We start from the raw sequence: 26101 nt of genomic DNA on the forward strand, positions 1-26101 counted from the left end.
ATCGGTATAGGGGCCCGACGGATCGTAGACGGTAACGGGCGGCTCGCCGGCCGTCGGATGGACGGAGATTTCGCGCATCGGCACCTTGATGTGCGGATGGAGGACGCCAGACTTGTGGATTTTCCGTGAGGCAGGCAGCGGCCCTGTCGACACGGCGGGGGTGAGGGCATTCATCTTGAGGCTCCTTTGCTCATGCATTGGAGACCCAGTTCTGTGCCGGAAGGATGAAAAGACGCTTCTGTGGACCTGCCGAAATAGGACCTCGGGCGTGAACTCCCGCAGAGCGCTTGCACCGTCCCTACGCCAGTATGAACTGGATCAGGTTCAACGGGTCACTGCGCCGCGAAAGCCAGCAGTATCTCAGCCCCTTGCCGGGACTCCCCTGGTGAATGGGTCGAAATTGAGCGGGCCGACGCTATTTTGTCAAGCGCTTTTGGCCCGCGGCTTTGATCGGTCGCCAATCAAGTCGTGCGGGAAGGCTGATGAATGTGTCGGGGAAGATTTGGCGGTAGGCGTCGGTGCTCATGGTTTGCCCTCGTGCCGAGCGCCTGGGCCGAGGAGTTCGCGCAGGAACTCCTGCATCCAGATCCGAACAGCGGAGAGACCAGCGCGCAGATCCTCGCGGATCACCTCGCCGTGCTTGGGGTCGGCAAGCGGGCGGCGCAACGTCGTCTGGATCCGCAGCTCTCTTGACCGTCGGAGCGGGCCGAACGCTACGGAAGATGCGAGCTTTTTCATTCGACCAGATCCCGTAGGTAGTGCCGGCAAAGGGGAATCCGATTTGCTGAGCGACCTGCAGTTCGGAAAGAAGGTTTGGTCAAGCAATGGGATAGAACTCCATCCAATTCGTGGAGCAGGGAACTTGCTTCTTCCCGTCAAATGCCGGATGAAAGATGACAACTGAGGGATTGATTCGGAGCTTGTGAATGCGCGGGGTGCAAGCAGCTTTGGCCGCACTGATCCTGACCGGTCCCATCATTTCCGCTCTCGCCGACAACAGTTCTCCCTTCATCTATTTTGCTACCGAAGATCCTTTCGCTGTCGGTCAACCGGCGAAGAACGACGTCTATTTTTTTGGCGGCGTTTTTGCGGCCGGATCATTTGGGAACACGATCAACGTCTTCGGCGCCGACTATACGAACAACTACATAATCGGAGCTGCTTACGGCCGCGACTTCGCCGATATTGGCGCTGGTTTCGTTCTTGGCGGTGTGACCGGGGCCGCCGTAAGGTTTGGCGAGGATGACGATACGTCAGGGGAAGTTTGGGCCGGGGTTAGGGTTCGTCACCAGGGCCTTGTCATCGGCGATCTGGCGATTGCGCCAGCACTGACGGCCGGTTTGAGTGCCGTTACGGGAACCACCGAAATCGAACGCGAGCGCGAGGTCTATTACGACGGCGACGCGTCTTTCCTTGGTTTCATCGGCGCCGAGCTTTCTTTCAGGTTAAGGCAAGCTCCCAACGTCGAGCTTGTCTATCAACTCCACCACAGATCCGGCGCCGGTGGTACGTTTGGAAATATGGGAGAGGGCTCCAACGCGAATACTGTTGGGCTTCGTTATCGTTTCTAGCTGACGCCTTAACGCTCCGACCTTTTGAACGGAGCAGCTTCACAGCCTTCGACCCACGGGGAGGAAGCTCCAACTCTCTGTGGCTCATGGCGCGTTTGCTGACCCTGGCGACTGGTCCCGTGGAAGAAATCGAAACCGCTTTCGCGAGTTGCGTCAACGCAATGACCTTCGCCTGGATCATCTCCAACTCACGCTGAGCATTTGTCTCGCAGAAGGGGCCATACACTTGAGCGGCTGACAGCGCCCGGAAAGGTGGCGGCGCCATTTGCGGGGCGTTGGGGCAGATTTGCCAGCGGAATTGGGTGTCCCGCCGCAGGGAGGCAAATGAGGGGAAGGTGGGCCGGAGCACGACACCGGCTTCTCCTGAAATCGCTTGCCAGTAGTATTGAAAGCGACAACCCGCTGAGCCAAGCAGAAAGTCGTCGGCCCATTTTTCAATGAGCATTGCCTGAACCCACCGACCTGCGGCTCGCCAGTGGCCCGCGATTCGTAGCTTTACGCGCCCGACTTTCGTGCGCATGCCGGCAGCGAAGATGGGCCGGAGATCGAGGCTGGATGGAAACGTTCCGGTGAAAGGGCCGGCGAGTTCGTAGCTCTTCAGATATGCGATTGCTGCGACGCATGGCCGAGCGATCACAAATAATGATCGCGATGAGCTGGCAGGAAAAACCGCTTTGGCCAAAAGATCGGAGATTCGCCAAATTGGCCGAAAATCCGTCGGAAAGCTCGCCGCAACCTAAAGCCAGACCGCGCGGCTGGGCACCCACTCGAGCCGCTTCGGACGTAATATCTCGATCCGTATCATTGGCGAAGCAGCGGGGATGTTTCACAGCCCGCAGCTGTCTTTTTCATCTGGCCAGGAGCGGCGCCCTTCGCGTCGGCTGTCGCCTGACCAGTGGGCTGTGCACTGCCGGTCTGCTGGCCGGGGGCACAATCTTTTACCGCATTCGGTTTCGATGTGCCGCCCGTTATGGTGGGGTCAAGCTTCATGCCGCCGGCCGCACCATAATTCGTTCTGATACCTTGTTTATGTTGAACGGGCGTGGCGGCTTGTGCCAACGACAGGCCAGCCGACAAAGCGATTACAACTGATGCGAACATAAACCGTTGCATGATATTTCTCCCGGTTTGAGCGCTGTCGCTCGATTTACGGCAGCAGCGGGTCGTCCCTAGGGAATCGCCGGGCTTGCGGAGGCGTAGGTGACCCCTGCCGTCAAGGTAACTATTAGTGACGCCTAATGTTCCATTGCCTCGACAGGCGGGCCTTACCGCTTCTTCACCTTCGGTGTGAAGCCTTGGGTCAATCGGCTACGGCAATACTTTTCATCGTATCGAATATGCGCATCACCTATTTGGGGTAGCCACTTCCAGTGTGGGACGATGTCTCATCGTGAGCTATTGGGCCGAAGAACGACCTCTGCCCGGGAGCGCCCCTCGGTTGAAGTACTCAACAAGCTCGCTGTTCATCCGGTGGAACGGGGGCCGAAACGCATCCTGTCCTTGGCCGTATTCAAAAGCGCCAAAGTCGCAGGACGTGTTGCAAGCTACCGCTTTCCTCGGCCCACGCTCTTCGCCAAGCGCGGCGGGGGCTCTACAGGGGAGCAGGGGGTTGGTCGGCCATGTTGCCTGACTAAACCCTGCGCGGCTTTAATCACGGCCTTTCGGTTGTTGCCGTGTTTTAGGATCAACTCCCAAGCCAGGTCCGTAGTCAAGCCGTTCTCCGAAGCGAAATATCCGACTTGATGGTCGTGAATAGCACCATGCCAGAGCTTATCATCGCCCATTTAAGCCTCCGCTCTGTCCTGTTTGAGCTACGAGCGCCAGGATCGTCCCCGCGCTGCTAAGCTATCGGCATATTAGCAATAGCTCAACTAAGACTGAAGTCCCTTACACCTCGATCGAGCGTTGGCTTCACGAGCATCGCCGACTACGAGGGCCCCAAGGCGAAGCGCTATCGGGATGGAAGCCGACGTTCGCAGCGAATGACTAGGCGGCAGCCCAGCAGCTCGGCTGCGAGGGGGACTGGCAGAGCGGTGGCCGCCGGGCTTGACCGGCGGGAAGCGGAGCGGCCGTTCAGGCCTCTACTACTATTGTCGGCGCGCCGGGCATGGCATGGCCGATGATGCGAGCCGAAGGATAGCCGTCCGCGACGATCCTCTCGACGAGCGCCGCTGCGCGGTCGGTCTCGCAAGCAACCAGCAAGCCGCCCGAAGTCTGTGGGTCCGTGAGAAGATGGCGTCGCCACTCGGGCATGCCGGGAGGCAAGCTTACCGCGTCGCCATAGCTCGCCCAGTTGCGCCGCGATGCGCCGGTAACATGGCCGTCGACCGCGAGCGAGGCAGCTTCGGAAAAGAGCGGCACGTCGTGGCTGCAAATTATCAGCGTGCACCCGGAACCGCGTGCCATCTCGAGGGCATGTCCGAGCAAGCCAAATCCGGTCACGTCGGTGATGGCATGGACGCTCGCGTCCTGCGCCAGCTCCGATCCGATCCGGTTGAGAAGGGTGGTGGAGGCGATCATTTCGCGATAGCCGCTCTCGGAAAGCGCCTGCTTCTTGATGGCGGCGGAATAGATACCGACGCCGAGCCCTTTCGTCAGGATCAAGGCGTCACCCGGCCTGGTGTCAGAATTGCGTCGGATATCCTCGGGTCGGCATGTGCCGATGACTGCGAGGCCGTAAATCGGCTCCGGCGAGTCGATTGAGTGGCCGCCGGCAACCGGGATTCCGGCGTCGGCGCAGACAGCTTCGCCACCTTTCAGGATTTCGCGGACCATGAGCGTCGGGATCTTGTCGAGAGGCATGCCGAGAATAGCCAACGCCATGATCGGCCGGCCACCCATCGCATAGATATCGGACAGGGCGTTGGTTGCGGCAATCCGGCCGAAATCGTAGGGGTCATCTACCATTGGCATGAAGAAGTCGGTGGTCGCAATGACGCAAGTCGCGCCGTCGAGCTGCCAGACTGCCGCATCGTCGCCGGTCTCCGTGCCGACGAGAAGTTGATGATAGGGACTGGCAGCCGCCGGATCGGCGAGAAGCTGCTGCAGCACTGACGGCGCCAGCTTGCAGCCGCAACCGCCGCCATGGGCGAGGCTGGTCAGGCGCACAGCGGGCGCTTCGGTGATTTCAGGCGAGAGGGCGATTGCCATGGTCGTCGAGCCTCCTCTGCTGGCACGCTTTAGTAGGGATCAAAGTCAACCGAAATGGAAAATACGATCGCCCAACGCACGGCACGTTTGGAGCACGCTTGCTCTCAGCGGATTTCGTTGAGTTGGGAAGGGCAAGGGCCGTATCCGGCGTGCGAGGCATCGCCGTCATCGGGTATCGATCGAAGGCGCCCCGACCCGCGGGAGCTGTTTCATCGCCACGCCTTACTCTATGGTAATGCGTTCGTTTTCGTCAACCGCAATCGCGGTCACGAAAAGATGACAAGAATATTCAACAATAATAGACAATGCCGATTTGCGGGCACAAACCTGTTGCAGGAAGGCGGTTCGGAGGGGCACGTTTGCTGCACCGTACGCGCCTCGTTCTTTGGCATTGATTTTATTTGGTCCGACACTAGTTAGTCGGATTGACCGTTGGTTCGAGTTGCCTTGTGGGCATCGGCTTCGGGAGGAACCCATGAACATCGATCTTTCTCGACGCGCGTTCCTGCAAACAGCAGGCGCGGGTCTCGCCGGTACTACGCTTGGAGCCCTCGGCTTCGGCGATAGCGAGGCCGCACACGCGGCGGCTATACGGCCGTTCAAGCTCGCGAACACCACCGAAACACGCAACACCTGTCCATACTGCTCGGTGGCTTGCGGCATAATCTTGTATTCGAAGGGCGATCTCAGAAAGGGCGAGCCGGCCGAGATCACCCATATCGAGGGTGACACTGATCATCCGACCAATCGCGGCACCTTGTGCCCCAAAGGGTCGGCCCTGCTCGGGTTTGTCAAGTCGCCGACCCGTCTGCAACATCCGATGATCCGCAGACCGGGCTCGGACAAGTTCGAGCCGATAAGCTGGGAAGACGCGCTCGGCCGCATCGCCCGCCTGATGAAGGACGATCGCGACAAGAACTTCGTCGCGACGAACAATGACGGTGTGACGGTCAACCGGTGGATCACCACCGGCTTCCTCGCCGCCTCGGCTTCGACCAATGAAACCGCGTTCGCGACCTACAAGGTGGTCCGCAGCGCGGGCATGCTGGTGTTCGACAACCAGGCACGTGTCTGACACGGCCCGACGGTGGCGAGTCTCGCCCCAACATTCGGCCGCGGCGCAATGACCAATTCCTGGACCGACATCAAGAACACGGACCTCGTCGTCATCATGGGCGGCAATGCCGCGGAAGCGCACCCTTGCGGCTTCAAATGGGTCACAGAGGCGAAGGCCAACCGCGGCGCCAAGCTCATTGTCATCGACCCGCGCTTTACGCGCTCGGCTTCGGTGTCGGATCTTTACGCGCCGATCCGCCAGGGAACGGACATCGCCTTCCTGCTCGGGCTGATCAACTACTGCATCCAGAACGATAAGGTGCAATGGGACTATCTGAAGGCCTTCACCAACGCGACATATGTCGTCAAGGAGGGCTTCACCTATCAGGACGGCCTCTTCTCCGGCTATAACGAGGCGAAGCGAGACTATGACAAGTCCAGTTGGGACTATGACATAGGCACGGACGGCTTTGCCGTTGTCGACGCGACATTGGCCAATCCCCGCTGCGTCTGGAATCTGCTCAAGGCGCATGTCGCGGTCTACACGCCGGAGATGGTCGAGCGCATCTGCGGCACACCGAAGGAGCGGTTCCTGAAGGTGGCCGCGATGGTCGCCGAGACGTCGTCTCCGACCAAGGCGATGACCTCGATGTACGCGCTCGGCTGGACCCAGCACTCGAAGGGCTCGCAGAACATCCGCGCCATGGCGATGCTGCAGCTTGTTCTCGGCAATATTGGTATACGCGGCGGCGGCATGAACGCGCTTCGCGGTCACTCCAACATCCAGGGGCTGACCGACCTCGGGCTGATGTCGAACCTGCTGCCCGGTTATCTGACGCTGCCGACTGAGAAGGAGGTCGATCTGGCAGCCTACATGTCGACCCGAGGCTTCAAGCCGCTCCGGCCGAACCAGATGAGCTACTGGCAGAACTACAGGAAGTTCTTCGTAAGCTTCCAGAAGTCGATGTGGGGCAACGCGGCAACGCCGGAGAACGGCTTCGCCTATGACTACCTGCCGAAGCTCGACCTGCCGGGCTACGATCTGCTGCGGGCTTTCGAGCTGATGCACCAGGGCAAGATGAACGGCTATTTCTGCCAGGGCTTCAACCCGCTACAGGCAGCTCCGAACAAGAAGAAGGTAATCGAGTCCCTCTCGAAGCTCAAATACCTCGTCATCATGGATCCGTTGGACACGGAGACGGGCCGGTTCTGGGAGAACCACGGACCGTACAACGATGTCGATCCGTCGCAGATTCAGACGGAAGTCTACCAGCTTCCCTCCACCTGCTTCGCCGAGGACGACGGCTCGCTGGTCAATTCGGGGCGCTGGCTGCAGTGGCATTGGGCCGGCGGCACGCCCCCCGGCGAGGCCAAACGCGATACCTGGATCATGGCGCAGCTCTATCTGCGCCTGAAGGAGCTCTACACCAAGGAAGGCGGCGCCTTCGCGGATCCGATCGTCAAGCTCAACTGGCCTTATGCCGATCCCGGCGATCCGAAGGCCGAGGAGCTTGCCCAGGAGATCAATGGCAGGGCGCTCGCCAGGGTAACCGACACGGCCGATCCGACAAAGGTACTGGCCGAGGCCGGAAAGCTCTTGCCGGGCTTCGCCGCGCTGCGCGACGACGGCTCCACCTCCTGCGGCTGCTGGATCTATTCCGGCTGCTTCAACGAAAACGGCAACAACATGGCCAGGCGGGACACCACCGATCCTGACGAAACCGGCGCCTATTCCAAATGGGCGTTCTCATGGCCCGCCAACCGCCGCATTCTCTACAACAGGGCGTCGGCTGACCTCAGCGGAAAGGCTTGGGATCCAAGCCGCAAGGTGATTGAATGGGACGGCACGAAATGGTCGGGCTACGATGTCCCCGACATCTTGCCAACGGCAAAGCCCGATCAAGTAGGCCCGTTCATCATGAATCCGGAAGGCGTCTCGCGCCTCTTTACCCGGGGCATGATGCGCGACGGACCATTCCCGGCGCACTACGAGCCATTCGAGTCGCCCATCGCGAACCCGATAGCTCCCAAAGTCCGCGGCAACCCCGCAGCGCGGGTGTTCGAAGGCGATATGGCCCAGTTCGCCGAATCGGCTTCGCAGGAGTTTCCCTACGCGGCGACCTCCTACCGACTGACCGAGCATTTCCACTTCTGGACCAAGCACGTCATCACCAATGCGGTGATGCAGCCGGAGTTTTTCGTGGAAATTTCGGAACAGCTTGCGGCCGAGAAAGGCATCATCAAAGGCGGCTGGGTGCGCGTCTGGTCGAAGCGCGGTTCCGTTGTGGCGAAGGCCATGGTGACCAAACGGATCAGGCCGCTCACCTGCGATGGCAAGACCGTCCACATCGTCGGAATACCGCTGCACTGGGGCTTCACGGGAGCGGCGAAGAAAGGCTTTGGCCCCAACATGCTCACCCCCTTTGTCGGCGACGCCAACATCGAGACGCCGGAATACAAGGCGTTCCTTGTCAACATCGAGCCCATCGCCGGGCCGGTAGCGTAGGAGGAGTAAGCCATGTTTCCTCCACTTCCAAATCCTTCGACGACGGACACCGCACCGCGTTTTTCCGACAAGGACCTCATCCGCCGCTCTGCCTCGACGGTTCCCGCGCCCAAGCAGCAATTGACGGAAGTCGCCAAGCTCATCGATGTTTCGAAATGCATCGGCTGCAAGGCATGCCAGACGGCCTGCATCGAGTGGAACGACACGCATCCGGAGATCGGCCTCAATGCCGGCGTCTATGAGAATCCTGCCGATCTCACGCCGGATATGTTCACGCTGATGCGCTACAGCGAATGGGACAATCCCGAGACGAACGAACTCGAATGGCTGATCCGCAAGGATGGCTGTATGCACTGCGCTGATCCGGGCTGCCTCAAGGCTTGTCCGGCGCCGGGCGCCATAGTGCAGTATTCGAACGGCATCGTCGATTTCGTCCATGAGAACTGCATCGGCTGCGGCTATTGCATCAAGGGTTGCCCGTTCAACATTCCGCGCATCTCCAAAGTCGATCACACGGCCTACAAATGCACGCTCTGCTCCGACCGCGTGGCTGTCGGCCAGGGACCAGCCTGCGCCAAGGCCTGCCCGACCCAGGCGATCGTGTTCGGCACGAAAGACGAGATGAAACAGCACGCCGACGGCCGCATCAAGGACCTGAAATCGCGCGGCTATTCGAATGCCGGCCTCTACGATCCGCCCGGCGTCGGAGGGACGCATGTGATGTATGTGCTGCACCATGCCGACCAGCCGGAGCTCTATTCGGGTCTGCCGAAGGAGCCGAAGATCAGTCCGCTGGTGGAGGCGTGGAAGGGCGTGACCAAATATGCCGGCCTCACCATTCTCGGCGTGGCGGCCGGCGTCGGCCTGCTTCACCATCTGGTCATGGGACCGAACAGGGTCTCCGAGACGGATGAGGAGCATGCCGAAGAGCTGACGGAAGGCAAAAACAATGGCCGCGTATGACGTGAAGCCGAACGAGCAGGTACATCCCGGCAAGCCAGTCATCGTGGATCGCTACACGGTGGGCGCGCGGATCAACCATTGGATCACGGCGGCCAGCCTGATCCTGCTCGCCTTGACCGGCCTTGCCATGTTTCACCCGAGCCTGTTCTTCCTGTCGGGGCTGTTTGGCGGCGGCCAGTTCACGCGCTTCATTCACCCATGGATCGGCGTCTTGCTCTTCTTTAGCTTCCTTGGGCTTTTCCTTCGGTTCTGGAAGGCCAATTTGTGGAGGCCCGAGGACGGAACGTGGCTCGCCCGTTTCCGTGACGTATTGTCCAATCACGAGGACAACGTCCCCGAGGTCGGCAAGTACAACGCCGGCCAGAAGCTCGTCTTCTGGTCAATGTCGATCCTCATCGTCATCCTGATTTCGAGCGGCATCGTCATCTGGCAACAATATTTCGCCGCTTACACCACGATCGGCCAGCAGCGGGTAGCGCTGCTTGTTCATTCGATCGCTGCCGTGGCGATCATCGGCGTCTGGATTATTCATTTCTACTCGGCCATCTGGGTACGCGGCACCATTCCCGCCATGACGCGCGGACGGGTGACCGGCGGCTGGGCGTGGCGGCACCATCGCAAATGGCTGCGTGAACTGATCGCAGGCAAGTCGGACGGACGTTCGGGATCGGATCCCGCCGAATGAGCGGGTTTTTTGTTTTTACGCAATTCCGGACGGAAAACCGTTATACACTTTTCGTGGAATTGCTCTGGAGCAGTATCTAGCCGACCACGTGGCCCGTGAGGTTCGTGAGGTTGAAATGCCAAGGCAACAAGATCCGTCACGCCCTGACCCGACTGTAATCGGCGAGGTCTCGGCCCCACCCTTTGCGCGCCTGCCTGATCCGCGGACCTTGTTCATTCGCCGCTCCGAGCGATTGAATGTGTTGGCGGATGACCACCAGCTCGGCCCCTATCTCCGCTTCCTCGCTGCACTGACGGATGCGCAGCACCGCATCCAGGACGGCTTGCCGGAGAGCGAATTGCCGACCGCGGAGGCGCGCGAGCGCGCACGAACCTTCGGTATGCCGCCGCTCGATCGCAACCAATTCACTTCGGATGCCGCCCTTGGAATGACGCTCGGCCGCCTGTTCGAAGTGGCTGCCACGATCGAAAAACCCGAGGCGGCCGCAGCCGCCTTGGACAGGCTGGCGAATATCGATGAGTCCGGGGTCGATCCCATGGTGCGCAATGTGCTCACCGATGCGATCCCAATGAACGCGCTTGCCGAGCATGTCTATGTCGCGGCCGCGCTGCAGGTTCACTTCGCCCGCCTCGCGGCATGTCTCGACAGCTCGAAGCTCGTTCCGGTTGCCGACGGCGCCTGTCCGGCCTGCGGTGGGCCGCCCGTATCCTCGATCATCGTCGGTTGGCACGGCGCACACGGGGCGCGGTTCTGCGCCTGCGCCCTGTGTGGAACATTGTGGAACCACGTCCGCATCAAATGTACGCTGTGCGGCTCGACCAAGGGCATAGGCTATCAGGAAATCGAGGGAGGTCCTGGCACGGTCAAGGCCGAGACCTGCGATGCATGCGGCTGCTACGTAAAGATCCTGTACCAATACAAGGATCCGGCTCTCGATCCGGTCGCCGACGACGTGGCGACGCTCGGCCTCGACCTGCTCGTCCGCGAGGGCGGCCATCGCCGCGGATCGTTCAATCCGTTCCTTGTTGGCTATTGAGGATAGGATGACCGCTTCATCCGCAAACCCTTTGCGCAATCTTCCGTCGGTCGACCAAGTGCTGAGGACCCCGCTGGCGGCGGCCGCAATCGAGCGCTTCGGGCGGCAGGCCGCGGCGGAGGCCATTCGCCGAGCCGTCGCCGATGCGCGAATGGCCTCCCGCAATGCCGGAGCCGTCGTGCCGGAGGCAAATGATCTTGCCGGCGACGCGCTCTTGCAGCTCAGGGACGGCGAACGCTCTTCCCTGCGCCCCGTTTTCAACCTGACCGGAACGGTGCTGCATACCAATCTAGGACGAGCCCTCCTCGCGAAAGAGGCGGTCGAGGCTGTTCGGCTGGCGATGCTCGAAGCGGTGGCTCTCGAATTCGATGTCGAGAAAGGCGAGCGCGGCGAACGGGACGATCATCTTCGATCGCTCGTTTGCGAGCTGACCGGAGCCGAGGATGCAACCGTCGTCAACAACAATGCGGCTGCCGTCCTTCTCGTCCTCAACACGCTGGCGCTCGGTCGCGAAGCGATCGTTTCGCGAGGCGAGTTGATCGAGATCGGCGGCTCTTTCCGGATGCCCGAGATCATGACGCGCGCCGGCGCCAGGCTTGTCGAGGTCGGCACCACCAACCGCACGCATCGCAACGACTATGTCGAGGCGATCGGCCCGGAGACCGGGCTCATCCTCAAGGTGCACACATCGAACTACCGGGTCGAAGGATTCACGGCTGAGATCCGGGCACCCGAGCTCGCTTCAATCGCCAAGGAGCATGGGATACCGATGGTCCATGATCTCGGTTCGGGCACGCTGGTCGATCTAACCCGCTACGGCCTTGGGCGCGAGCCGACCGTGCGCGAGGCGGTCGCCGACGGCGCCGATCTCGTCACATTCTCCGGCGACAAGCTGCTTGGCGGTCCGCAGGCGGGTTTCATCGTCGGCCGCAGGGACCTGCTGGCAGCGATCAGCCGCAACCCGATGAAGCGGGCGCTTCGGGTCGACAAGCTTCGTTTGGCCGCGCTCGAGGCGACGTTGAAGCTCTACCGCGACCCCGACCGCCTGGCCGAGCGCCTGCCGACGCTAAGGCTGCTCTCGCGCTCGGTGAGGGAGATTGCAGCGCAGGCAAAGCGCCTTGCTCCCCTGGTTGCTGACGCCGTGGGCGAAGCCTTTGCGGTCGACACGGTGGAGTGCCGGAGCCAAGTCGGATCCGGCGCGCTGCCGCTCGAAACTTTGCCAAGCGCCGGGCTTGCTCTCAAGCCGCGCTCAGGGAGCGGCCGGGCGCTCGAAGCCCTTGCGGCTGGGCTGCGTGGGTTGGGCGTCCCCGTGATCGGGCGCATCGAAAACCAGGCGCTCGTGCTCGATTTCCGCTGCCTGGAAGACGAGGCGACCTTCATCGCCAATCTAGCCGGCCTAAATCCGGGAGGAACCGATGCGCTGGCTTGACCGCCTCGCGCGCCGCCCAGCCGAGACGCCTGTGGCCGCACGCATGACCGAGGCCCTCGCAGCCGCGCGGCGAGGCGATCATGCCGTGGCTCTCTCCATATGGGAGCCGCTGGCTCACCGGGGCGTTGCCCGCGCTCAGAACAATATCGGCGCCTGCTTCGCCGAAGGGCTCGGCGTCGAGCGTGATGTGGATATGGCCCTTCGCTGGCTGACGCTCGCAGCCGAGGCATGGGATCCTGTCGGGCAAAGGAATCTGGCGTCGCTCTATTTCCGCGGCGAAGGCGTGCAGCAGGACTTTCGCCGGGCGGCCGAGCTCTATCGGGCCGCAGCGGAAACTGGCGACGGACCCGCGCAGGATATGCTGAGCTGGATGCTGCTGGAGGGGGAAGTGATGGCTCCCGATGCCGGCGAGGCGCGACGCTGGGCGCTTGCCGCGGCCGATCAGGGCATCGCATCCGCGATGACCCGGATCGGCATGCTTTATCACAATGCGCTCGGCGTGCCGCGCGATCCGGACGAGGCTGTCCGCTGGTGGCGCCGTGCTGCCATGCGAGGAGACGCCGAAGGGCAGGCAATGCTCGGCGCCGCCTGCCATCTTGGCACGGGCGTGCCGGCTGACGCGGTCGAGGCGCTGGTTTGGCTCCTGCGTGCCGAGGCAGGCGGCAGCGCCCTTGCCAGCCGCTATCTGGCTGCGGTGCGGGCCGAATTGAGCGCGGGCGATGCCGCCGAGGCCGAGCGTCGCGCCGCCGCGCCGTTGCCGGAGACCGCATCATGATCGTCGGCACGGCGGGACATGTCGATCATGGCAAAACTGCGCTGGTGCATGCGCTGACCGGTATAAACACCGATCGTTTGCAGGAGGAAAAGACACGCGGCATGACCATCGATCTCGGCTTCGCCTATTTGCCGGTGCCGGGTGGGGACAGCATCGGTTTCGTCGATGTTCCCGGGCATGAGCGTTTCGTACACACGATGCTCGCCGGCGCCAGCGGCATCGACTTCGTGTTGCTCGTGGTGGCCGCCGACGACGGCGTCATGCCGCAAACCCGGGAGCATCTCGCCATCGTCGATCTGCTCGGTGTCAAGCGCGGCGCCGTCCTGCTTACGAAATGCGATCTGGCCGGTCCCGAGCGCCGCACCGCGGTGGCGAGCGAGATCCGCGCAGTAGTTGCCGGGACGATGCTTGCCGAGGCCCCCCTGATTCCCGTCTCGGTCGTTACAGGCGAAGGTATCCATGAACTCAGGTATCTCTTGTTCGAGGAGGCGTCGCGTCTTGCCCGGCGTGCAGTTTCGGGCCGTTTTCGATTAGCGGTTGACCGCTCGTTCACGCTGCGCGGCGTGGGCACCGTCGTGACGGGCACCGTGCTTTCGGGTTCTCTCGGTATTGGAGACAACGTGGTCGTAAGCCCCTCGGGATTGCTTGCGCGGGTTCGATCGATCCACGCCCAGAACCGGCCGGCTGAACGTGGTCGGGCGGGAGACCGCTGCGCGCTCAATCTGACCGGCGAAAGGGTTATCAAGGAGGCGATCCGGCGCGGCGACGTGATTGTCGATCCGAAGCTTCACGCGCCGACGGACCGGATCGATGCAAGCCTTCGCGTTCTGCCGGATGAACGCAAGCCGATCGGCCAATGGTTTCCGGTGCGGCTCCACCATGCCGCGATGGACGTCGGGGCACGCATCGTACTCCTCGCAGACGAACCGATCGGGCCTGGCGGCACGGCCAATGTTCAATTGGTGCTGGACAGTCCGATCGCGGCCGCTGCCGGCGACGTTTACGTGGTGCGCGACACCTCCGCGCAGCGAACCATCGGCGGCGGATATTTTCTCGATCTGCGGGCGCCCAGCCGCAAACGCCGCGCGCCGGAACGGCTGATCCAACTCGATGCCCATGCGCTATTGGCGCCCGAACTGGCCGCCGCCGCACTCCTTGATGCGCCGCCCCACTATTTCGACCTGAAGGCTTTCGCTCGCGACAGGGCGCTTAGTGACTGCGAGACGGAAGGCCTGATCGATCAACTCGGGCTTGTCCATTTTGCCGTGGGAGAAATGCTTCTCGTGCTGTCGCCGGAGCGCTGGTTGCGATTCAAGCGCGACTTGGCCGCGACCCTGGAGACCTTCCATGCCGACAATCCGGATTTGCCGGGCGTGGGAATGGAGAGACTGCGTATTGGGCTTGATCCACGTCTGCCGGCGCCCGCTTTCACGGCAGTTCTGCGGAGCCTTTCGCACGCTGGAGAAGTTGCCTTGGACGGTGCCTGGGTGCGGCTGCCCGGTCATGAGGCGCACCTGACGGCAAAGGATGAAACTCTCTGGCTGCAAATCCAGCCTCTCATCGGCGGACCCGAACGGTTCCATCCGCCAAGAGTGTGGGATATTGCCGAGGCGCTGGCCGCGCCGGAGACGGAAATCCGGCGGCTTCTGAAGCTTGCTGGCCGCATGGGGAAGGTCCACGAGGTCGCTCATGACCACTTCTTCCAGCGCGAGGCGTTGGCGCAGATCGTCGAGATCGCGCGCGACCTCGCTGCGTCGATGCCTACAGACGAGTTCACCGCTGCTCAATTTCGCGATCGCGTGGGCAGCGGACGCAAGGTCGCCATCCATATCCTCGAATTTCTCGATCGGCACGGCGTGACGATGCGGCGGGGAGACTTGCGCCGTCTGAACAGGCGCAGGCTGGACCTGTTCCGCCTGACAGGCGAGGGTGAGCCGCCGATGGCGCAAATTTCTGGAGGAGCATCGTCCCCGGTGGGGCGTCCGGACTTCAAATCCGGGAGGGGCCGCGAGTCGGTCTCTGGTGGGTTCGACTCCCACTCTCTTCCGCCATCCCAGTGAGCCAAGATGAACCCGACGGCTTCCTTTCTGAATGACCTGAAAACGACGGCTGAGACCGCCAGGACAACCGAAGCAAGCTTTAGGCGACAAGCGGCCAATCAGATCGCGGTTTTGGAACAGGAGCGCGCTTTCGCCTTCAGGCGGCTCAACCTCATGCAGGCGATCTCGGACGCCGTGGCCTCGGCGGAAAGTGAGGAGATCGCCATGGCCAGCGCTTTGGCCGTCCTGCGCTTGCGGCTCGGCTGGAATGCGGACAGCGAGGCGCGCACGGAAGCGATCACGCATTTTGGTCCCGTTGCGCTTGCGTTGTTCCAGGCCGCGAAACTGCCCGAGGACGAACCCGCCACCAATATCGGCGAGGCCCTTGCGATTTTTGAGCATTGGTACTCCGAATCCCGGGGATCGCCGTTCTGGCTGCTGTTCGAGCACCAGATCGTGGACACGCCGCTGGTCGATTTTTGACCGCCGGACTTTTCTGCATACCCGGATGTGAAAGCAGAGAGCGCAACGTCGCTTTTTTGCCGACGACACGATGCGGTAACCGGCGCCTCGGTCACCGCCGCAAGCAGCTGCTTTGGGCGCGGAACGGATTCATGCGACGCCTTAGGTTATTGCTTCCATCTCGCTTTACTAAAACCGCTGCGCACTTTTAGGCGACATGTACTAATGTCCGGTACCCGCAGCCTTTTGCCGACGACACTTGACCGCCTCCAGCAGTTCGCGCTCGCTGGTGTGAACATTTTGAAAAATGGCCACGACCATCACTGCCAGGATTTCGGCGTCCGGGTCCAAAGGGTCGAGATGTTCATTCGCGCAGACCCGATCGAACACGCGTTCGCAAATAGCCAGATCGTGAGGGCTGAGGCAGGAATGATTGAAACGTCGACGCAGCATCTGTGCGAACCTTTCAGGGCCCGTCGCCCGTGCCTTGCGGCGGGCTTTTTACTGATGAACCGCTGACACGATGGAATGATTAAGTGACAATACCGTCCACAGGTGTATTGGAATCAGTTTAGCTGCTGCCTGATGATTGTTCTGTTAGGAGTCCCAAAATCAGCGCGCACTCACGAGCTCTATATTGCCCAGCAATCATAAGCTGGTTGTAATCTTGCCGCTTGTCTTCCGGGACGTGAAATCCGCGTCGAAATTCCGCCGCTTCTTTCGCAGTTCGTGTACAGCCGAGTTTGCTGGCGGTGACTTTCAAACTCGCCAGCGAGCACCCGATCTTTGCCGCAATAGCTTTCAACGGCTCATTGTTGCCATATCCCTCAAGAATTATCTTGCGACGATCTTTGCTGTTGAGCTTTGTGTTCATTTGGTGACCATCCTCAACTACTATTTCACGATGCCAGATTCTATACGCATCAGGTCGAAGAGTGTCGTTATCTTCGCATCCAGAAACTTATCTCGGAATGCATTTCTTGCTGTAATCCAGCGTGATCACCGTTTCGGTCGACTCGAGTTCCGCCAGCCTTGCCAGATGCCCGAAATACACCACATGATTGAGAGGGGCATGGGCATACCCGATTCGGATATGGCACCACGCGATGGACACTAAGAGGCAAGACGAGGCTCCTGCGAGGCAGCCGCGGGACCGTGATCGACGTCGTTGGTCGCGCGAAGGTCAACCCCGCAATGAGGCCGCTCCATCGTTCGCGCCGGCGCTCGAACCTCTGCCCTTTTCAACGCTCGAACTGGCGCCAGGGGATCAATTCGCCGCTTGGCAAGCGCAAATGGCGCCGCTTGTCGAGGTCAGGTTGCCGGATGACAAATCGCCGGACGATGGTTTTCCCGCCGACCACACAGCCTGGAATCTCGGTGGCATGCTGATGGTTCAACAGCGCGCGCCGGCACATAGCTACATGCGTTCCGCCGCGAAGCTCCGATCCAGTTCGATCGACCACTGGTACATCGTCTTGCCACGTACAGGCCGGTCGTGGACGGAGGTCGATCGCCGCGTTGCGGAAAACCAGCCGGGCAAGTTGGAGTTCAGATCGCTTGGCTACCCGTTTCGCGGGAGGGTAACGGACTCGGAAAGCCTGTTTCTCTATCTGCCGCGTGATTTGTTCTCTGATACGGCGTCAACCCTCGACGCAAAAAACAATTCAATTATGTCCGGCAACTTTGCCAACCTCTTTGTCGACTACGTCAACAGCATAGAAGCAAGACTGCGCAGTCTCACGGCTGAAGATCTGCCCCGCATCGTACACGCGACACGCAGCATGATCATTGCCTGCCTCGCGCCTCCGGCGGAACATGCCGCGGCCGCCGAACAATTGGTGAGTGTCGCGCTGATGGAGCGAGCGCGTCGATACGTCCAAAACAATCTGGATGCGGCCCATCTGGCACCGGATTCAATGTGCCGGGCGCTCGGCGTATCGCGCTCTCGTCTCTATCAATTGTTCGAACCGAGCGGTGGTGTTCTCCATTACATACAAAGTCGCCGACTTCTGGCAGCCCATATTGCGCTTAGCGATCCGGCGGACAGCCGGCGAATCGTCGACATTGCTGAGGCCTTCGGGTTTAGTTCAGCGGCTAATTTCAGCCGAGCATTCAGCAAGGAATTCGGTTACAGCCCCCGCGAAGGCCGCGGTACCGTGGTGTTACCGCGCCCCGCCCACTCTGTTTCGCTTGCTGAACACGAGAAGGCGTCTTCCTTTGAAGGTTGGCTCAAAGCGCTCGGAAGCTGAGCACAAGTTCGGCGATGGTTGAGATGGGACGTGCTCAAAACAGGAAGGCCACGCCGCATCATGGACCAGAATATTTCGTGTTGCGTCCACCACGACATCAATCATATAGCCAATTCGTAACAATTCCCGACTTATTAACCAACTGTGGCTGTTGATTATTATCGCTGAGAACCACAGCGGAGCACGCATTGCACCTGCGCCGTATGCTGCACTTGTTAAGACCGCGAGTTAAAAGTTTGCCAAGCTTGATAGTTATGTTATTTCTGGACTGGGCGACGTGGATTTGCGCCGCTTATGGAGGTGGCTCTTGGCTCCAGAGGCATCAGGCGTCGGCAAGGGGAGTGAGGGGCCTTCCTCAAGCGATGTTCGACGTCCCGGCGAAGCGCTTCTCGCTGACCTTTTGGCCAACACGACCGAACTTTTGTCGTTCTACGACCGCGACTTCTGTCTGACCCACTACGCAACCAAGCTCAGGGGCATGTACGGAAGCGCGGTGACGCCCGGTGCCGCCCTTTGGGAGATCTACCCGAGCTTCCTCGATGCGAGGTATCGCGACGAGTTTCTTCGCGTGTTCCATGGCGGCTCACCGGCAAGCATCGATTTGCCGCGGTCATCGGGCGAAGTGCTGCGGTCCGTTTTTGTTTTCGCCGCTGCAAATGGTGTGGGAATCATTGAATCAAGGGAGCGCGATGGGCGCAGCGTGACGGACGAGCAAGAGCATGTAATTTTGCTCCATCAGGCGACGCATGACGTGCTGACCGGACTGCAGAATCGGCGGCGATTCGGCGAGCAGCTGCAGCAAGCGCTGGCGGCCCTCGGCGAACTGAAGCCGAAAGCCGCCCTGCTGCAGATCGACCTTGACGATTTCAAAGCAGTCAACGACACGCTCGGGCATGGAGCAGGCGATACGCTTCTTCAACTCGCGGCGGGTCGTATCCGCGACGCGCTGCACGACGGCGAATCCGCATACCGGTATGCAGGCGATGAGTTCGCTGTCATCCAATTGGGGAAAGAGCAGCCAGCTGAAGCTGAGCGCCTCGCCGGATCGCTGGTCGACGCATTCAAGAACCCGTTCGTCATCAACGGCATTCCCGTCTTCGTCGGCTCGAGTATCGGAATTGCTTTCGGGCCGGAGCACGGGACCGATGGCGAACAACTGATGAAAGCCGCTGACATTGCCCTTTACGCGGCCAAGACAGATGGACGCGGCTGCGCTCGAACATTCAACCGTTCGATGCTGCTCTTGCTTGAGCAACGCGAGAATCTGAGACGCAGCCTTCGAACCGCGCTGGAGCGGGGCGAGCTTTATCTGGAGTATCAGCCGCTCATTCGGCCTCCCTCGTCGGTGATCGGTTTCGAAGCGCTGCTGCGGTGGCGGCACCCTGAGGTCGGAAACATTCCTCCCAGCGTGTTCATACCGATCGCCGAAGCCGACGGTCTGATGGACGAGATTGGGCGTTGGGTGCTCGAGGAAGCCTGTCGCCAGGCGTTGACGTGGCCTTCCTCGCTGACGGTCGCGGTGAACCTGTCACCAGCTCAGTTCCTTAGCGGTTCGCTGACGGACATCGTCGCCCAGATCATCGACGCAGTTGGAATCGAAGCCGACAGACTTGAACTTGAGATAACGGAGACGGTCCTGCTTGAGAAGACGATCGACAATATCGATACGTTGAATACCCTGAACGTCCTGGGAATACGAATTTCGCTCGACGATTTTGGAACATACTACTCGTCGTTAAGCTACCTTAAGAACTTTCCCTTCGACACTTTGAAGATCGATCAGTACTTTATCGCGGACCTGGAGACCAACCTCAAAAGCCAAACGATCGTCCGATCGATCATGAATCTGGCGCACGGCCTAGGGATAAATGTCACTGCCGAGGGAGTCGAAACATCGGCACAGGCACGCTGGCTGATCAAGGAAAATTGCGATTGCCTGCAAGGTAATTACCTAGGACGGCCGCTCGGAGCCGAGGCGATCAGCGATTTCATCAAGCGGTCCCCGCCGAGGGTAGTACGAGCGATGCAGGAATCAAATCGGGCGCACTAGCGCCTTGAACCCTTTGTTAACGATGAAGTGGAGATTTGTAGAACGATCGAGGCGGATACCGCGCAATTCTTTGGGTCGGTGCCAGACTGACTGACCACGGGCGGTGAATCTTTTCGTCGCGGAGGCCATCACCCCGCGGGGGTTCAATATTGATGGAACAAGTGAGGATGCCGATGGGACCTGTTCATCATGACCTGGCTGGCGGCGGACCGACCTTTGAACCCATGGTCCAGATCGACATGGAAATCAAAGCTTTTGTCTCCGCTTGGAGACACTGCGATTATGTCTCGACATACATGGCCCGGATGATCAGCCAGAACAGGTCCGACTCGGTCCGGCATTCAAATCTCTTTTCCTCCGCCTTCAACGAATTGCTGGAAGTCGCCTTTCGCACGCGCCATGCCGATGGCGAACTGGCATGCAGGGTGTCTCGCCATGGCGCGACGGATAGGATCGAGTTGACATTTCCTTGCGTACCGGAAGAGCGCCAATTCTACGAAGAAGCCGTGTCGCAACTTGCAGGAATAGAGGCCAGAGAGCGATACCTCAATTCAGTGTCTGGGGATCTCGCGCCGAGCCGTGAGGTCATGCTCCTGGAACTGGCTGTCGACTACAACGCGACACTCTGGATCGAGGAGGCCGATGGCGATGCAATCAAGCTTGTCGTGGATCTTCCGCTCGAGGGCTTGCAAAATTGAGCCCCTACGACCTTCTCCCGCGCTTTAAGGCGCAATACGACGCGAACAACCAGGAGTTCTCCATATCTGGCGTGGTGCGGCCTCAGGCGATCGATGAGCTTGGACCCAGCATAGCATTGCTTCGCGATGCGATCGGCCGTGTGCGCGGCGTTCTCTACGTCAATGTCAGGCGCCTGACGCAGATGAACAACGCCGCGTTTCACGCCTTTTCGAGGATCATCATCGACGCTTGTCGCGCTCGACCCGATCTAAAATTCGTCGTCATCACGTCGAGCGTCGTCGGATGGACCTCGCGAAAATTCGGTCGCCTGAGCGGAATTGAACCGAACATCACCGTCGAGGAGTATGACACCGAATTCTATCCGGGCCAGGGCTTTCTAGAGGAAGGCGGGTTCGTACCGATCCTGCGTACTCAGACAAAGATGACATGGCGCCACGAGCGCGCGATCTTGCCGCGACACGGGATGAGGCCCGGGATCGTCATGGCCGACATCTGTTGCGGGATCGGCGATTTCGCTGTGCTCGCGCAGAAGGAGTTCCAGCCATCGCGGATCGTCGCCCTCGACCACTCCAGATCAAGCCTGAACTATGCTCGACGAGTGATGCGGGAGTTCGACATCCGGGGCATCGAATATACGTATGGCGATGCGTCGGAGATGCTGCTCGACGAAGCTCAGTTCGACTTGGTCACCTGCCGACATTCCCTGCAAATCTTCAATCGCCCTGAACTCATCCTCAAGGAGCTCTACCGCATATGCAAGCCAGGCGGTCGGGTCTATATCACCAACGAAAAGAATTCGCATTGCCTCGGCGAGCCGCGCGCCGAAAGCATTCGCTGGACCTACGACGAGGTGGCGAAGCTGTTCGGGCATTTCGAGATGGACGTCGAGCTTGGGCCCAAGAGTCGGCGATACCTGGTGGAAGCCGGATTCGAAGACATCCTTGTGGAGACCTTCATGGTCACTAATCTGGACGGCGATCCGCAGGACTTCGCCGATGTCATCGCAGCCTGGGCGGATGTCTATGCGGGCGAGATGGCGACCAGACGCGGTGATGGACCGGAGTTCGTCGCGCGGTTTCGGCAGGGCTTCGAGGACCACATTTTCGCTGCGCTCCACCCCAAGGGTTATGCGGGTTGGCCGATCTGGGTCGCATCGGGGCGACGGCCGCAATGAAAGCCGAGGATGAGGGTACGCCGCGCTTCGGCCTGCGCTCCTTTCGAGCGAAATTCGTATTGGTCGTTGGCGGCGCCGTGCTGTTCGACCTCCTTTTGAGCGGTGGCCTGGCGCTTTGGAACGTTCAAAAGCTGTCGCGCGATGCCACATCGGAAGTCGGTGAGGGCCTGACGACCGCAAACCAGGAATACATTCGTTCCTATGCCGAATCGACAGCGCTGAGCGTCGACCTGCTGCTCGATCGAGTTCATGGGGACGTCAAGGCGCTGGCCGGCGTGCTGCAGGCCCAGATCGACGATCCAAGCAGGCAGCAACAGGTCGGAGCCACCCTTTCGCAGCAGGCTCCCGGCTCGGTAAAGGTCGTCTATGACGCGCGGGGCGATTGGGCACAGAACCTGCCGGGCGCGCCTTCCGTGGTTAGCGTCTGGGGCTACCTGCTGGGCGCCGACCACAGTCCGCTGCCAAGCGTTCAGCAGGAAATAGAAGACAGCACCGTCCTGGACCTCGTTGCGCCGGCGCTCATGGCCAGCGGATCGTCCAAACTGCAGATGTATTATATTGGTCCAAAAGAACGGCCGATATTCAGGACCGTGCCGTATACGGACCAGGCACAGACATTCGACAAGCTCTATCCGGGCCACAACAAGGCGGAATTCTGGGAGTTCTTCTTTCCGGGTATCTACGGTTCATGGCAGCAATGGGCTAGGGATGCAGCCTCTCGTCCCGTCCCCGACGACATTACCCAGACAGCGCCCTACACCGATGCAATCACGGGAAAGCTGATCGTCAGCTTTTTCCGTCCGCTGTGGACGCGCGATCACACCGGTATCGCCGGTACGGCGGGAGCAGACATCACTCTCGACCAACTCGCGGAAGTCGTCGAACGCGTGAAGATCGCTGAAACCGGATTCGGCTTTCTCACGATGTCGACTGGCAACGTGGTGGCGATCAATCCGTCGGGCCAAGCAATCATCGGCCTGACGTCATCGAGCGATGCGGGCAGCCAGGGCGTCACTGGCCTGGAGAGGTCCCTGCGGGGAAGCACGCAGCCGGCTATCGCGTCGCTGCCTCTCGACCTGAACAATGACGGTGTCATTCAGCATATCATGCTCGACGACAAGGGCGAACGCGTACCCTACATTGTTGTCCTCAAAAGACTGAAGCCAACCAATCTGTGGAGTTCGGGACCGATCAAGTCCGAAACGATGTCGGTCGGGATCGTCGTTCCCGAACGGGAGATCTATGCGTCCCTGTTTGCCGCGCAGGAGAGTATTTCCCGCGCAACCAACCGTATCCTGCTTTTTCAGGTCGCCGCGATCGTCGTTTCGCTTCTGATAGTTTTTGCCGCCGTGCTCGGAATTTCGAAGCGGATCACCGCGGGTCTCAGGGCGCTCGCCAGCGCCGCCCAGCGGCTCCAGTCCAAAGATTATTCGGTCCGCGTGAGCATTCCAACGCGCGACGAGGTTGGAGCGGCGGGAATCGCTTTCAACCGAATGGCCGAGCAGATCAGCTTTCACACGGAAAACCTCGAGCAACTCGTCGACGAACGAACTAGGGAACTCGGGGACGCCAATCAGGAGATTTCCGCACTTAACGAAAAGCTGCAGGACGAGAACGTCCGTCTTGGCGCCGAACTCGCGGTCGCCAGGCAGATACAGATGATGGTCCTGCCGAAACAATTCGAACTCGAAGCGATTCCGGGGCTGGAGATCGCGGCCTACATGCGGCCGGCCGACGAGGTCGGCGGTGACTATTATGACGTCCTGCAGAACGGGTCACGGGTCAAAATCGGCATCGGCGACGTGACCGGTCATGGTCTTGAGAGCGGCGTGCTGATGCTCATGGTCCAATCCGTTGCACGCGCGCTGCAGGAGACCAACGAGCGGGATCCGCACCAGTTTCTGGATCGGCTGAACAGAGCGATCTACAAAAACATCGAGCGAACGAACACCGGCAAGCATCTCTCGCTGGCCTTCCTTGACTTCGAGGATGAGCGGGTCACGCTATCCGGCCAGCATGAGGACGTTCTCGTCGTGCGTGCGGACGGGGACGTCGAACGTATCGACACGATGGATCTGGGTCTGCCGGTTGGCCTGGAGAATGACATCTCGAAGTTCATTGCCACGCGCGACATCGTGTTCGGGAGCGGCGACGTGATCGTGCTGCACACGGACGGAGTGACCGAGGCGGAAGACCAAGACAGAAAATTGTTCGGATTCGAGCGCCTCTGTGAGAGCGCACAAAAGCGTCACGGCAGCAGCGCCGAGGACATCAAGACCGGCATCATCGACGATCTGATGGCCCATATCGGGATCCAGAAGATCCACGACGACATCACCCTCGTGATCATAAGGCACACATAGCCATGACAACGCTGTTCGGGACCCCTGACGTTGCAATCGGGATGAAGGAGAGCGTCAGTCGCGTGCGGCTGTTCGACGGACCTCTCGACTTGAGTTGGCGTCATTGTGCCACGACCTCGGACTTCATCGCCGATCTTTTCGCGTTGCGCTTCCGGTCGTCCCGCAATGACTACGTGGAAGTGCGGCACAGCATTGGATATCTGGTCAACGAACTCATCGAAAATGCCGTCAAGTTTCGCGCACCGGGTGAGATCTTGATTGAGGCGTCGATGGATTCGGAATGCTTCAAGCTCAAGGTGTCGAATGACGTCGATGGTGAAGATGCGTCCGAGTTCCAAAGTCTCCTGGCGGACATCACGGTTGGCGACCCCATGGACCTGCTGATACAGCGAATTGAAGCCAATGCCGCGAACCCCGACGTAGGAGGCTCCGGACTTGGATTACTGACGTTGATGAGCGACTACGGCGCGCGCCTGGCTTGGATATTCAGCGCCACCGACGAAAGCGATCGGATTTATGTGGAGACATATGCCTCCATTCCGATCTCGCAAATTCACAACTAAATGAAACGAAGCTAGGCTATGGAAATCAAGACAGACGACTACCGCGTATGGACTGAAGGAAGCGAAATTTTTTTCGACGGTGCAATGCGGCTTGCCAGTTCCGACGCCGGTGCGCCTATCATGGCGTTGGCGACCAGCGTGCTTGCCTCGAATCCCGCTTCCATTACGCTCAATCTGAAGGACCTTCACTTTCTCAACTCTTCCGGCATCAACCTGCTGGCGAAATTTACCATCGAGGTGCGCAAGCATCCCGATGTCCGACTCGTCGTGCGTGGAACGCCCGACATACCCTGGCAATCAAAATCATTGCCGAATCTGAAGAAGCTGCATCCTGCTGTGGTGCTTTTGATGGACTAATCAGGTCGCTCGAAATTAGCCAAAAGACTGCGTGGTGCAAGACCGCCGCAACGAGCGAGATATGTACGCCAGGACAAGTATGTGGATGCGAAGCTAACGACAATCCGGCTTGGTGCGCAGATGCTCGCAATGGCTCGGCGGGGCCTCGGCACAGGCGGCAGGCGTCCAGGTTGGGGGGATGTCGGGCTGCCTGTGCCGAACAGCCGCCGCTGCGCGATCAAAGGTGGGGTCATTGAGTAAGCGTGCCAAGGTGAACGGCGGCCGGCTGGAGTTCATTCCGCCGCAGATCCCGACTCGGGTCAAGGAGCCGCCCGAAGATGAGGGATGGCTTCACGAGGTCAATCTTGACGGCTACCGAACGCAGATCATCATCGATAAAGGAGGTGTGCGTCTTTACAGCAAGAACGGCCGTGACTGGACCACGAAATACTGGCCCATCGCGCTGGCTGTCGAGTTGCCATGCCGGGCTGCCATTATCGACGGCGAGGTCATTGTGCCAGGCGAGCAGGGCGCTCCCGATTGCCCTTCGCTGGAAGCCGCGATCTGGAACGAACCGAGCCGGCTGGTGTTCGTAGCGTTCGACATCCTCCATCTCGACGGTCGCAATCTAGGCTCCTTGCCCCTGCTGAAGCGCAAGCAGGCGCTGTGGCAACTGGTTGAGCACGGCCTCGGCAAGATCCAGTACAGCGAGCATTTCGAGGGCAGTGCGCTAGCGATTTTTCGTGCCATCGAAAAGGTGGGGCTCGAAAGCATTATCTCGAAGCGCGCCGACAGCCGCTACAGGAGCGGACCGTCGAATACATGGCTGAAGGCCAAATATTTCGAGGGACCCGATTTCTGAGCTTCGACGACCGCTTCTGTGTAGGGTTACGGATGCCGGCCAACAACGTGTTGGCTTGGCGACGGGCCGGCGTCCGAAAGCCTCCAGGGAAAGAACCCGCGGGATGGAGGCTCGGTTTCGGCGCTATGGGGAT

At 60.2% G+C, this 26101-nt stretch carries 23 protein-coding genes, 1 tRNA gene, 1 pseudogene and 1 riboswitch; of the genes and pseudogenes, 20 read left to right on the forward strand and 5 right to left on the reverse strand.

Translation table 11 applies throughout. The annotated features are described in order from the left end of the window. Together NKH03_RS29715 and NKH03_RS29720 are read right to left on the reverse strand one after the other, a co-directional pair. On the reverse strand, positions 1–174 hold a 174-nt coding region (locus tag NKH03_RS29715; protein WP_352972461.1), incomplete at its 3' end, for a hypothetical protein. Between the two features lie 103 nt (positions 175–277). After that, a riboswitch (TPP riboswitch) is annotated at positions 278–394 on the reverse strand. Positions 395–522: 128 nt separating this feature from the next. After that, complete coding sequence (locus NKH03_RS29720) at positions 523–738, reverse strand: hypothetical protein (RefSeq protein WP_352972424.1); 216 nt, start codon at positions 736–738, stop codon at positions 523–525. Between the two features lie 188 nt (positions 739–926). Between NKH03_RS29720 and NKH03_RS29725 the strand changes: the two genes are divergently transcribed. Together NKH03_RS29725 and NKH03_RS35105 are read left to right on the forward strand one after the other, a co-directional pair. Then, complete coding sequence (locus NKH03_RS29725; RefSeq protein ID WP_352972426.1) at positions 927–1571, forward strand: hypothetical protein; 645 nt, start codon at positions 927–929, stop codon at positions 1569–1571. 544 nt (positions 1572–2115) lie between these two features. After that, positions 2116–2214, forward strand: coding sequence for a hypothetical protein (locus NKH03_RS35105; protein ID WP_502911035.1), 99 nt, complete (start codon positions 2116–2118; stop codon positions 2212–2214). A gap of 158 nt (positions 2215–2372) precedes the next feature. Here the strand turns inward: NKH03_RS35105 and NKH03_RS29735 are convergent, their stop codons facing one another. Together NKH03_RS29735 and selD are read right to left on the reverse strand one after the other, a co-directional pair. Continuing rightward, positions 2373–2684, reverse strand: coding sequence for a hypothetical protein (locus NKH03_RS29735; RefSeq protein ID WP_352972428.1), 312 nt, complete (start codon positions 2682–2684; stop codon positions 2373–2375). Between the two features lie 960 nt (positions 2685–3644). Further along, positions 3645–4721, reverse strand: a complete 1077-nt coding sequence (gene selD / locus NKH03_RS29740) for a selenide, water dikinase SelD (protein ID WP_352972430.1) — start codon at positions 4719–4721, stop codon at positions 3645–3647. Between the two features lie 475 nt (positions 4722–5196). Between selD and fdnG the strand changes: the two genes are divergently transcribed. From fdnG to NKH03_RS29790, 10 genes and pseudogenes are all read left to right on the forward strand, one after another. Continuing rightward, positions 5197–8283, forward strand: coding sequence for a formate dehydrogenase-N subunit alpha (fdnG, locus tag NKH03_RS29745; RefSeq protein WP_352972432.1), 3087 nt, complete (start codon positions 5197–5199; stop codon positions 8281–8283). Between the two features lie 12 nt (positions 8284–8295). Continuing rightward, the gene (gene fdxH / locus NKH03_RS29750) at positions 8296–9246 is read left to right on the forward strand and encodes a formate dehydrogenase subunit beta (RefSeq protein ID WP_352972435.1); all 951 of its coding nucleotides are present in this window, start codon (positions 8296–8298) and stop codon (positions 9244–9246) included. Further along, positions 9233–9931, forward strand: coding sequence for a formate dehydrogenase subunit gamma (locus tag NKH03_RS29755; RefSeq protein WP_352972438.1), 699 nt, complete (start codon positions 9233–9235; stop codon positions 9929–9931). The genes fdxH and NKH03_RS29755 overlap by 14 nt, the downstream gene beginning before the upstream one ends. Positions 9932–10046: 115 nt before the next feature. After that, positions 10047–10967 carry a formate dehydrogenase accessory protein FdhE gene (gene fdhE / locus NKH03_RS29760; RefSeq protein WP_352972439.1) on the forward strand — a complete coding sequence of 307 codons (921 nt, stop codon included), beginning with the start codon at positions 10047–10049 and terminating at the stop codon, positions 10965–10967. A gap of 7 nt (positions 10968–10974) precedes the next feature. After that, the gene (gene selA / locus NKH03_RS29765) at positions 10975–12396 is read left to right on the forward strand and encodes an L-seryl-tRNA(Sec) selenium transferase (RefSeq protein ID WP_352972441.1); all 1422 of its coding nucleotides are present in this window, start codon (positions 10975–10977) and stop codon (positions 12394–12396) included. Next, positions 12383–13171 (forward strand): tetratricopeptide repeat protein, encoded by a 789-nt coding sequence (locus NKH03_RS29770; RefSeq protein ID WP_352972443.1) that lies wholly within the window; start codon positions 12383–12385, stop codon positions 13169–13171. The genes selA and NKH03_RS29770 overlap by 14 nt, the downstream gene beginning before the upstream one ends. Then, positions 13168–15003, forward strand: a pseudogene (gene selB / locus NKH03_RS29775) (selenocysteine-specific translation elongation factor); the annotation flags it as partial. The gene NKH03_RS29770 and the pseudogene selB, both read left to right, overlap by 4 nt. A gap of 123 nt (positions 15004–15126) precedes the next feature. Further along, positions 15127–15222, forward strand: a tRNA-Sec gene (locus tag NKH03_RS29780). A gap of 15 nt (positions 15223–15237) precedes the next feature. After that, entirely contained in the window at positions 15238–15693 is a 456-nt protein-coding gene (locus tag NKH03_RS29785) for a hypothetical protein (RefSeq protein ID WP_352972445.1), read from the forward strand. A 204-nt stretch (positions 15694–15897) separates the two neighbouring features. Further along, the gene (locus NKH03_RS29790) at positions 15898–16191 is read left to right on the forward strand and encodes a hypothetical protein (RefSeq protein ID WP_352972448.1); all 294 of its coding nucleotides are present in this window, start codon (positions 15898–15900) and stop codon (positions 16189–16191) included. 52 nt (positions 16192–16243) lie between these two features. Here NKH03_RS29790 and NKH03_RS29795 read toward each other — a convergent pair whose 3' ends face one another. Beyond that, positions 16244–16546, reverse strand: a complete 303-nt coding sequence (locus NKH03_RS29795) for a hypothetical protein (RefSeq protein WP_352972449.1) — start codon at positions 16544–16546, stop codon at positions 16244–16246. 232 nt (positions 16547–16778) lie between these two features. Between NKH03_RS29795 and NKH03_RS29800 the strand changes: the two genes are divergently transcribed. The 8 genes from NKH03_RS29800 (at position 16779) to NKH03_RS29835 (ending at position 25968) form a co-directional block, all read left to right on the forward strand. Continuing rightward, on the forward strand, positions 16779–17921 hold the full coding sequence (locus tag NKH03_RS29800) for a helix-turn-helix domain-containing protein (RefSeq protein WP_502913568.1): 1143 nt from the start codon (positions 16779–16781) through the stop codon (positions 17919–17921). 307 nt (positions 17922–18228) lie between these two features. Further along, on the forward strand, positions 18229–19971 hold the full coding sequence (locus NKH03_RS29805; protein ID WP_502913569.1) for a putative bifunctional diguanylate cyclase/phosphodiesterase: 1743 nt from the start codon (positions 18229–18231) through the stop codon (positions 19969–19971). 173 nt (positions 19972–20144) lie between these two features. Next, positions 20145–20669 carry a ubiquinone biosynthesis methyltransferase UbiE gene (locus NKH03_RS29810; RefSeq protein WP_502913081.1) on the forward strand — a complete coding sequence of 175 codons (525 nt, stop codon included), beginning with the start codon at positions 20145–20147 and terminating at the stop codon, positions 20667–20669. Then, complete coding sequence (locus NKH03_RS29815) at positions 20666–21844, forward strand: methyltransferase domain-containing protein (protein ID WP_352869576.1); 1179 nt, start codon at positions 20666–20668, stop codon at positions 21842–21844. The genes NKH03_RS29810 and NKH03_RS29815 overlap by 4 nt, the downstream gene beginning before the upstream one ends. Then, the gene (locus NKH03_RS29820) at positions 21841–24207 is read left to right on the forward strand and encodes a SpoIIE family protein phosphatase (protein WP_352972454.1); all 2367 of its coding nucleotides are present in this window, start codon (positions 21841–21843) and stop codon (positions 24205–24207) included. Before NKH03_RS29815 ends, NKH03_RS29820 begins: the two co-directional genes overlap by 4 nt. Positions 24208–24209: 2 nt before the next feature. Next, the gene (locus NKH03_RS29825) at positions 24210–24770 is read left to right on the forward strand and encodes a slr1658 superfamily regulator (RefSeq protein WP_352972456.1); all 561 of its coding nucleotides are present in this window, start codon (positions 24210–24212) and stop codon (positions 24768–24770) included. 18 nt (positions 24771–24788) lie between these two features. Continuing rightward, a complete protein-coding gene (locus NKH03_RS29830) occupies positions 24789–25127 on the forward strand; it encodes a slr1659 superfamily regulator (protein ID WP_352972459.1) in 339 nt (112 codons plus the stop codon). 232 nt (positions 25128–25359) lie between these two features. Beyond that, entirely contained in the window at positions 25360–25968 is a 609-nt protein-coding gene (locus tag NKH03_RS29835) for an ATP-dependent DNA ligase (RefSeq protein WP_502913080.1), read from the forward strand. Positions 25969–26101 lie beyond the last annotated feature (133 nt).

Source organism: Mesorhizobium sp. M1406, assembly GCF_040317555.1.
Classification (GTDB): Bacteria; Pseudomonadota; Alphaproteobacteria; order Rhizobiales; family Rhizobiaceae; genus Mesorhizobium.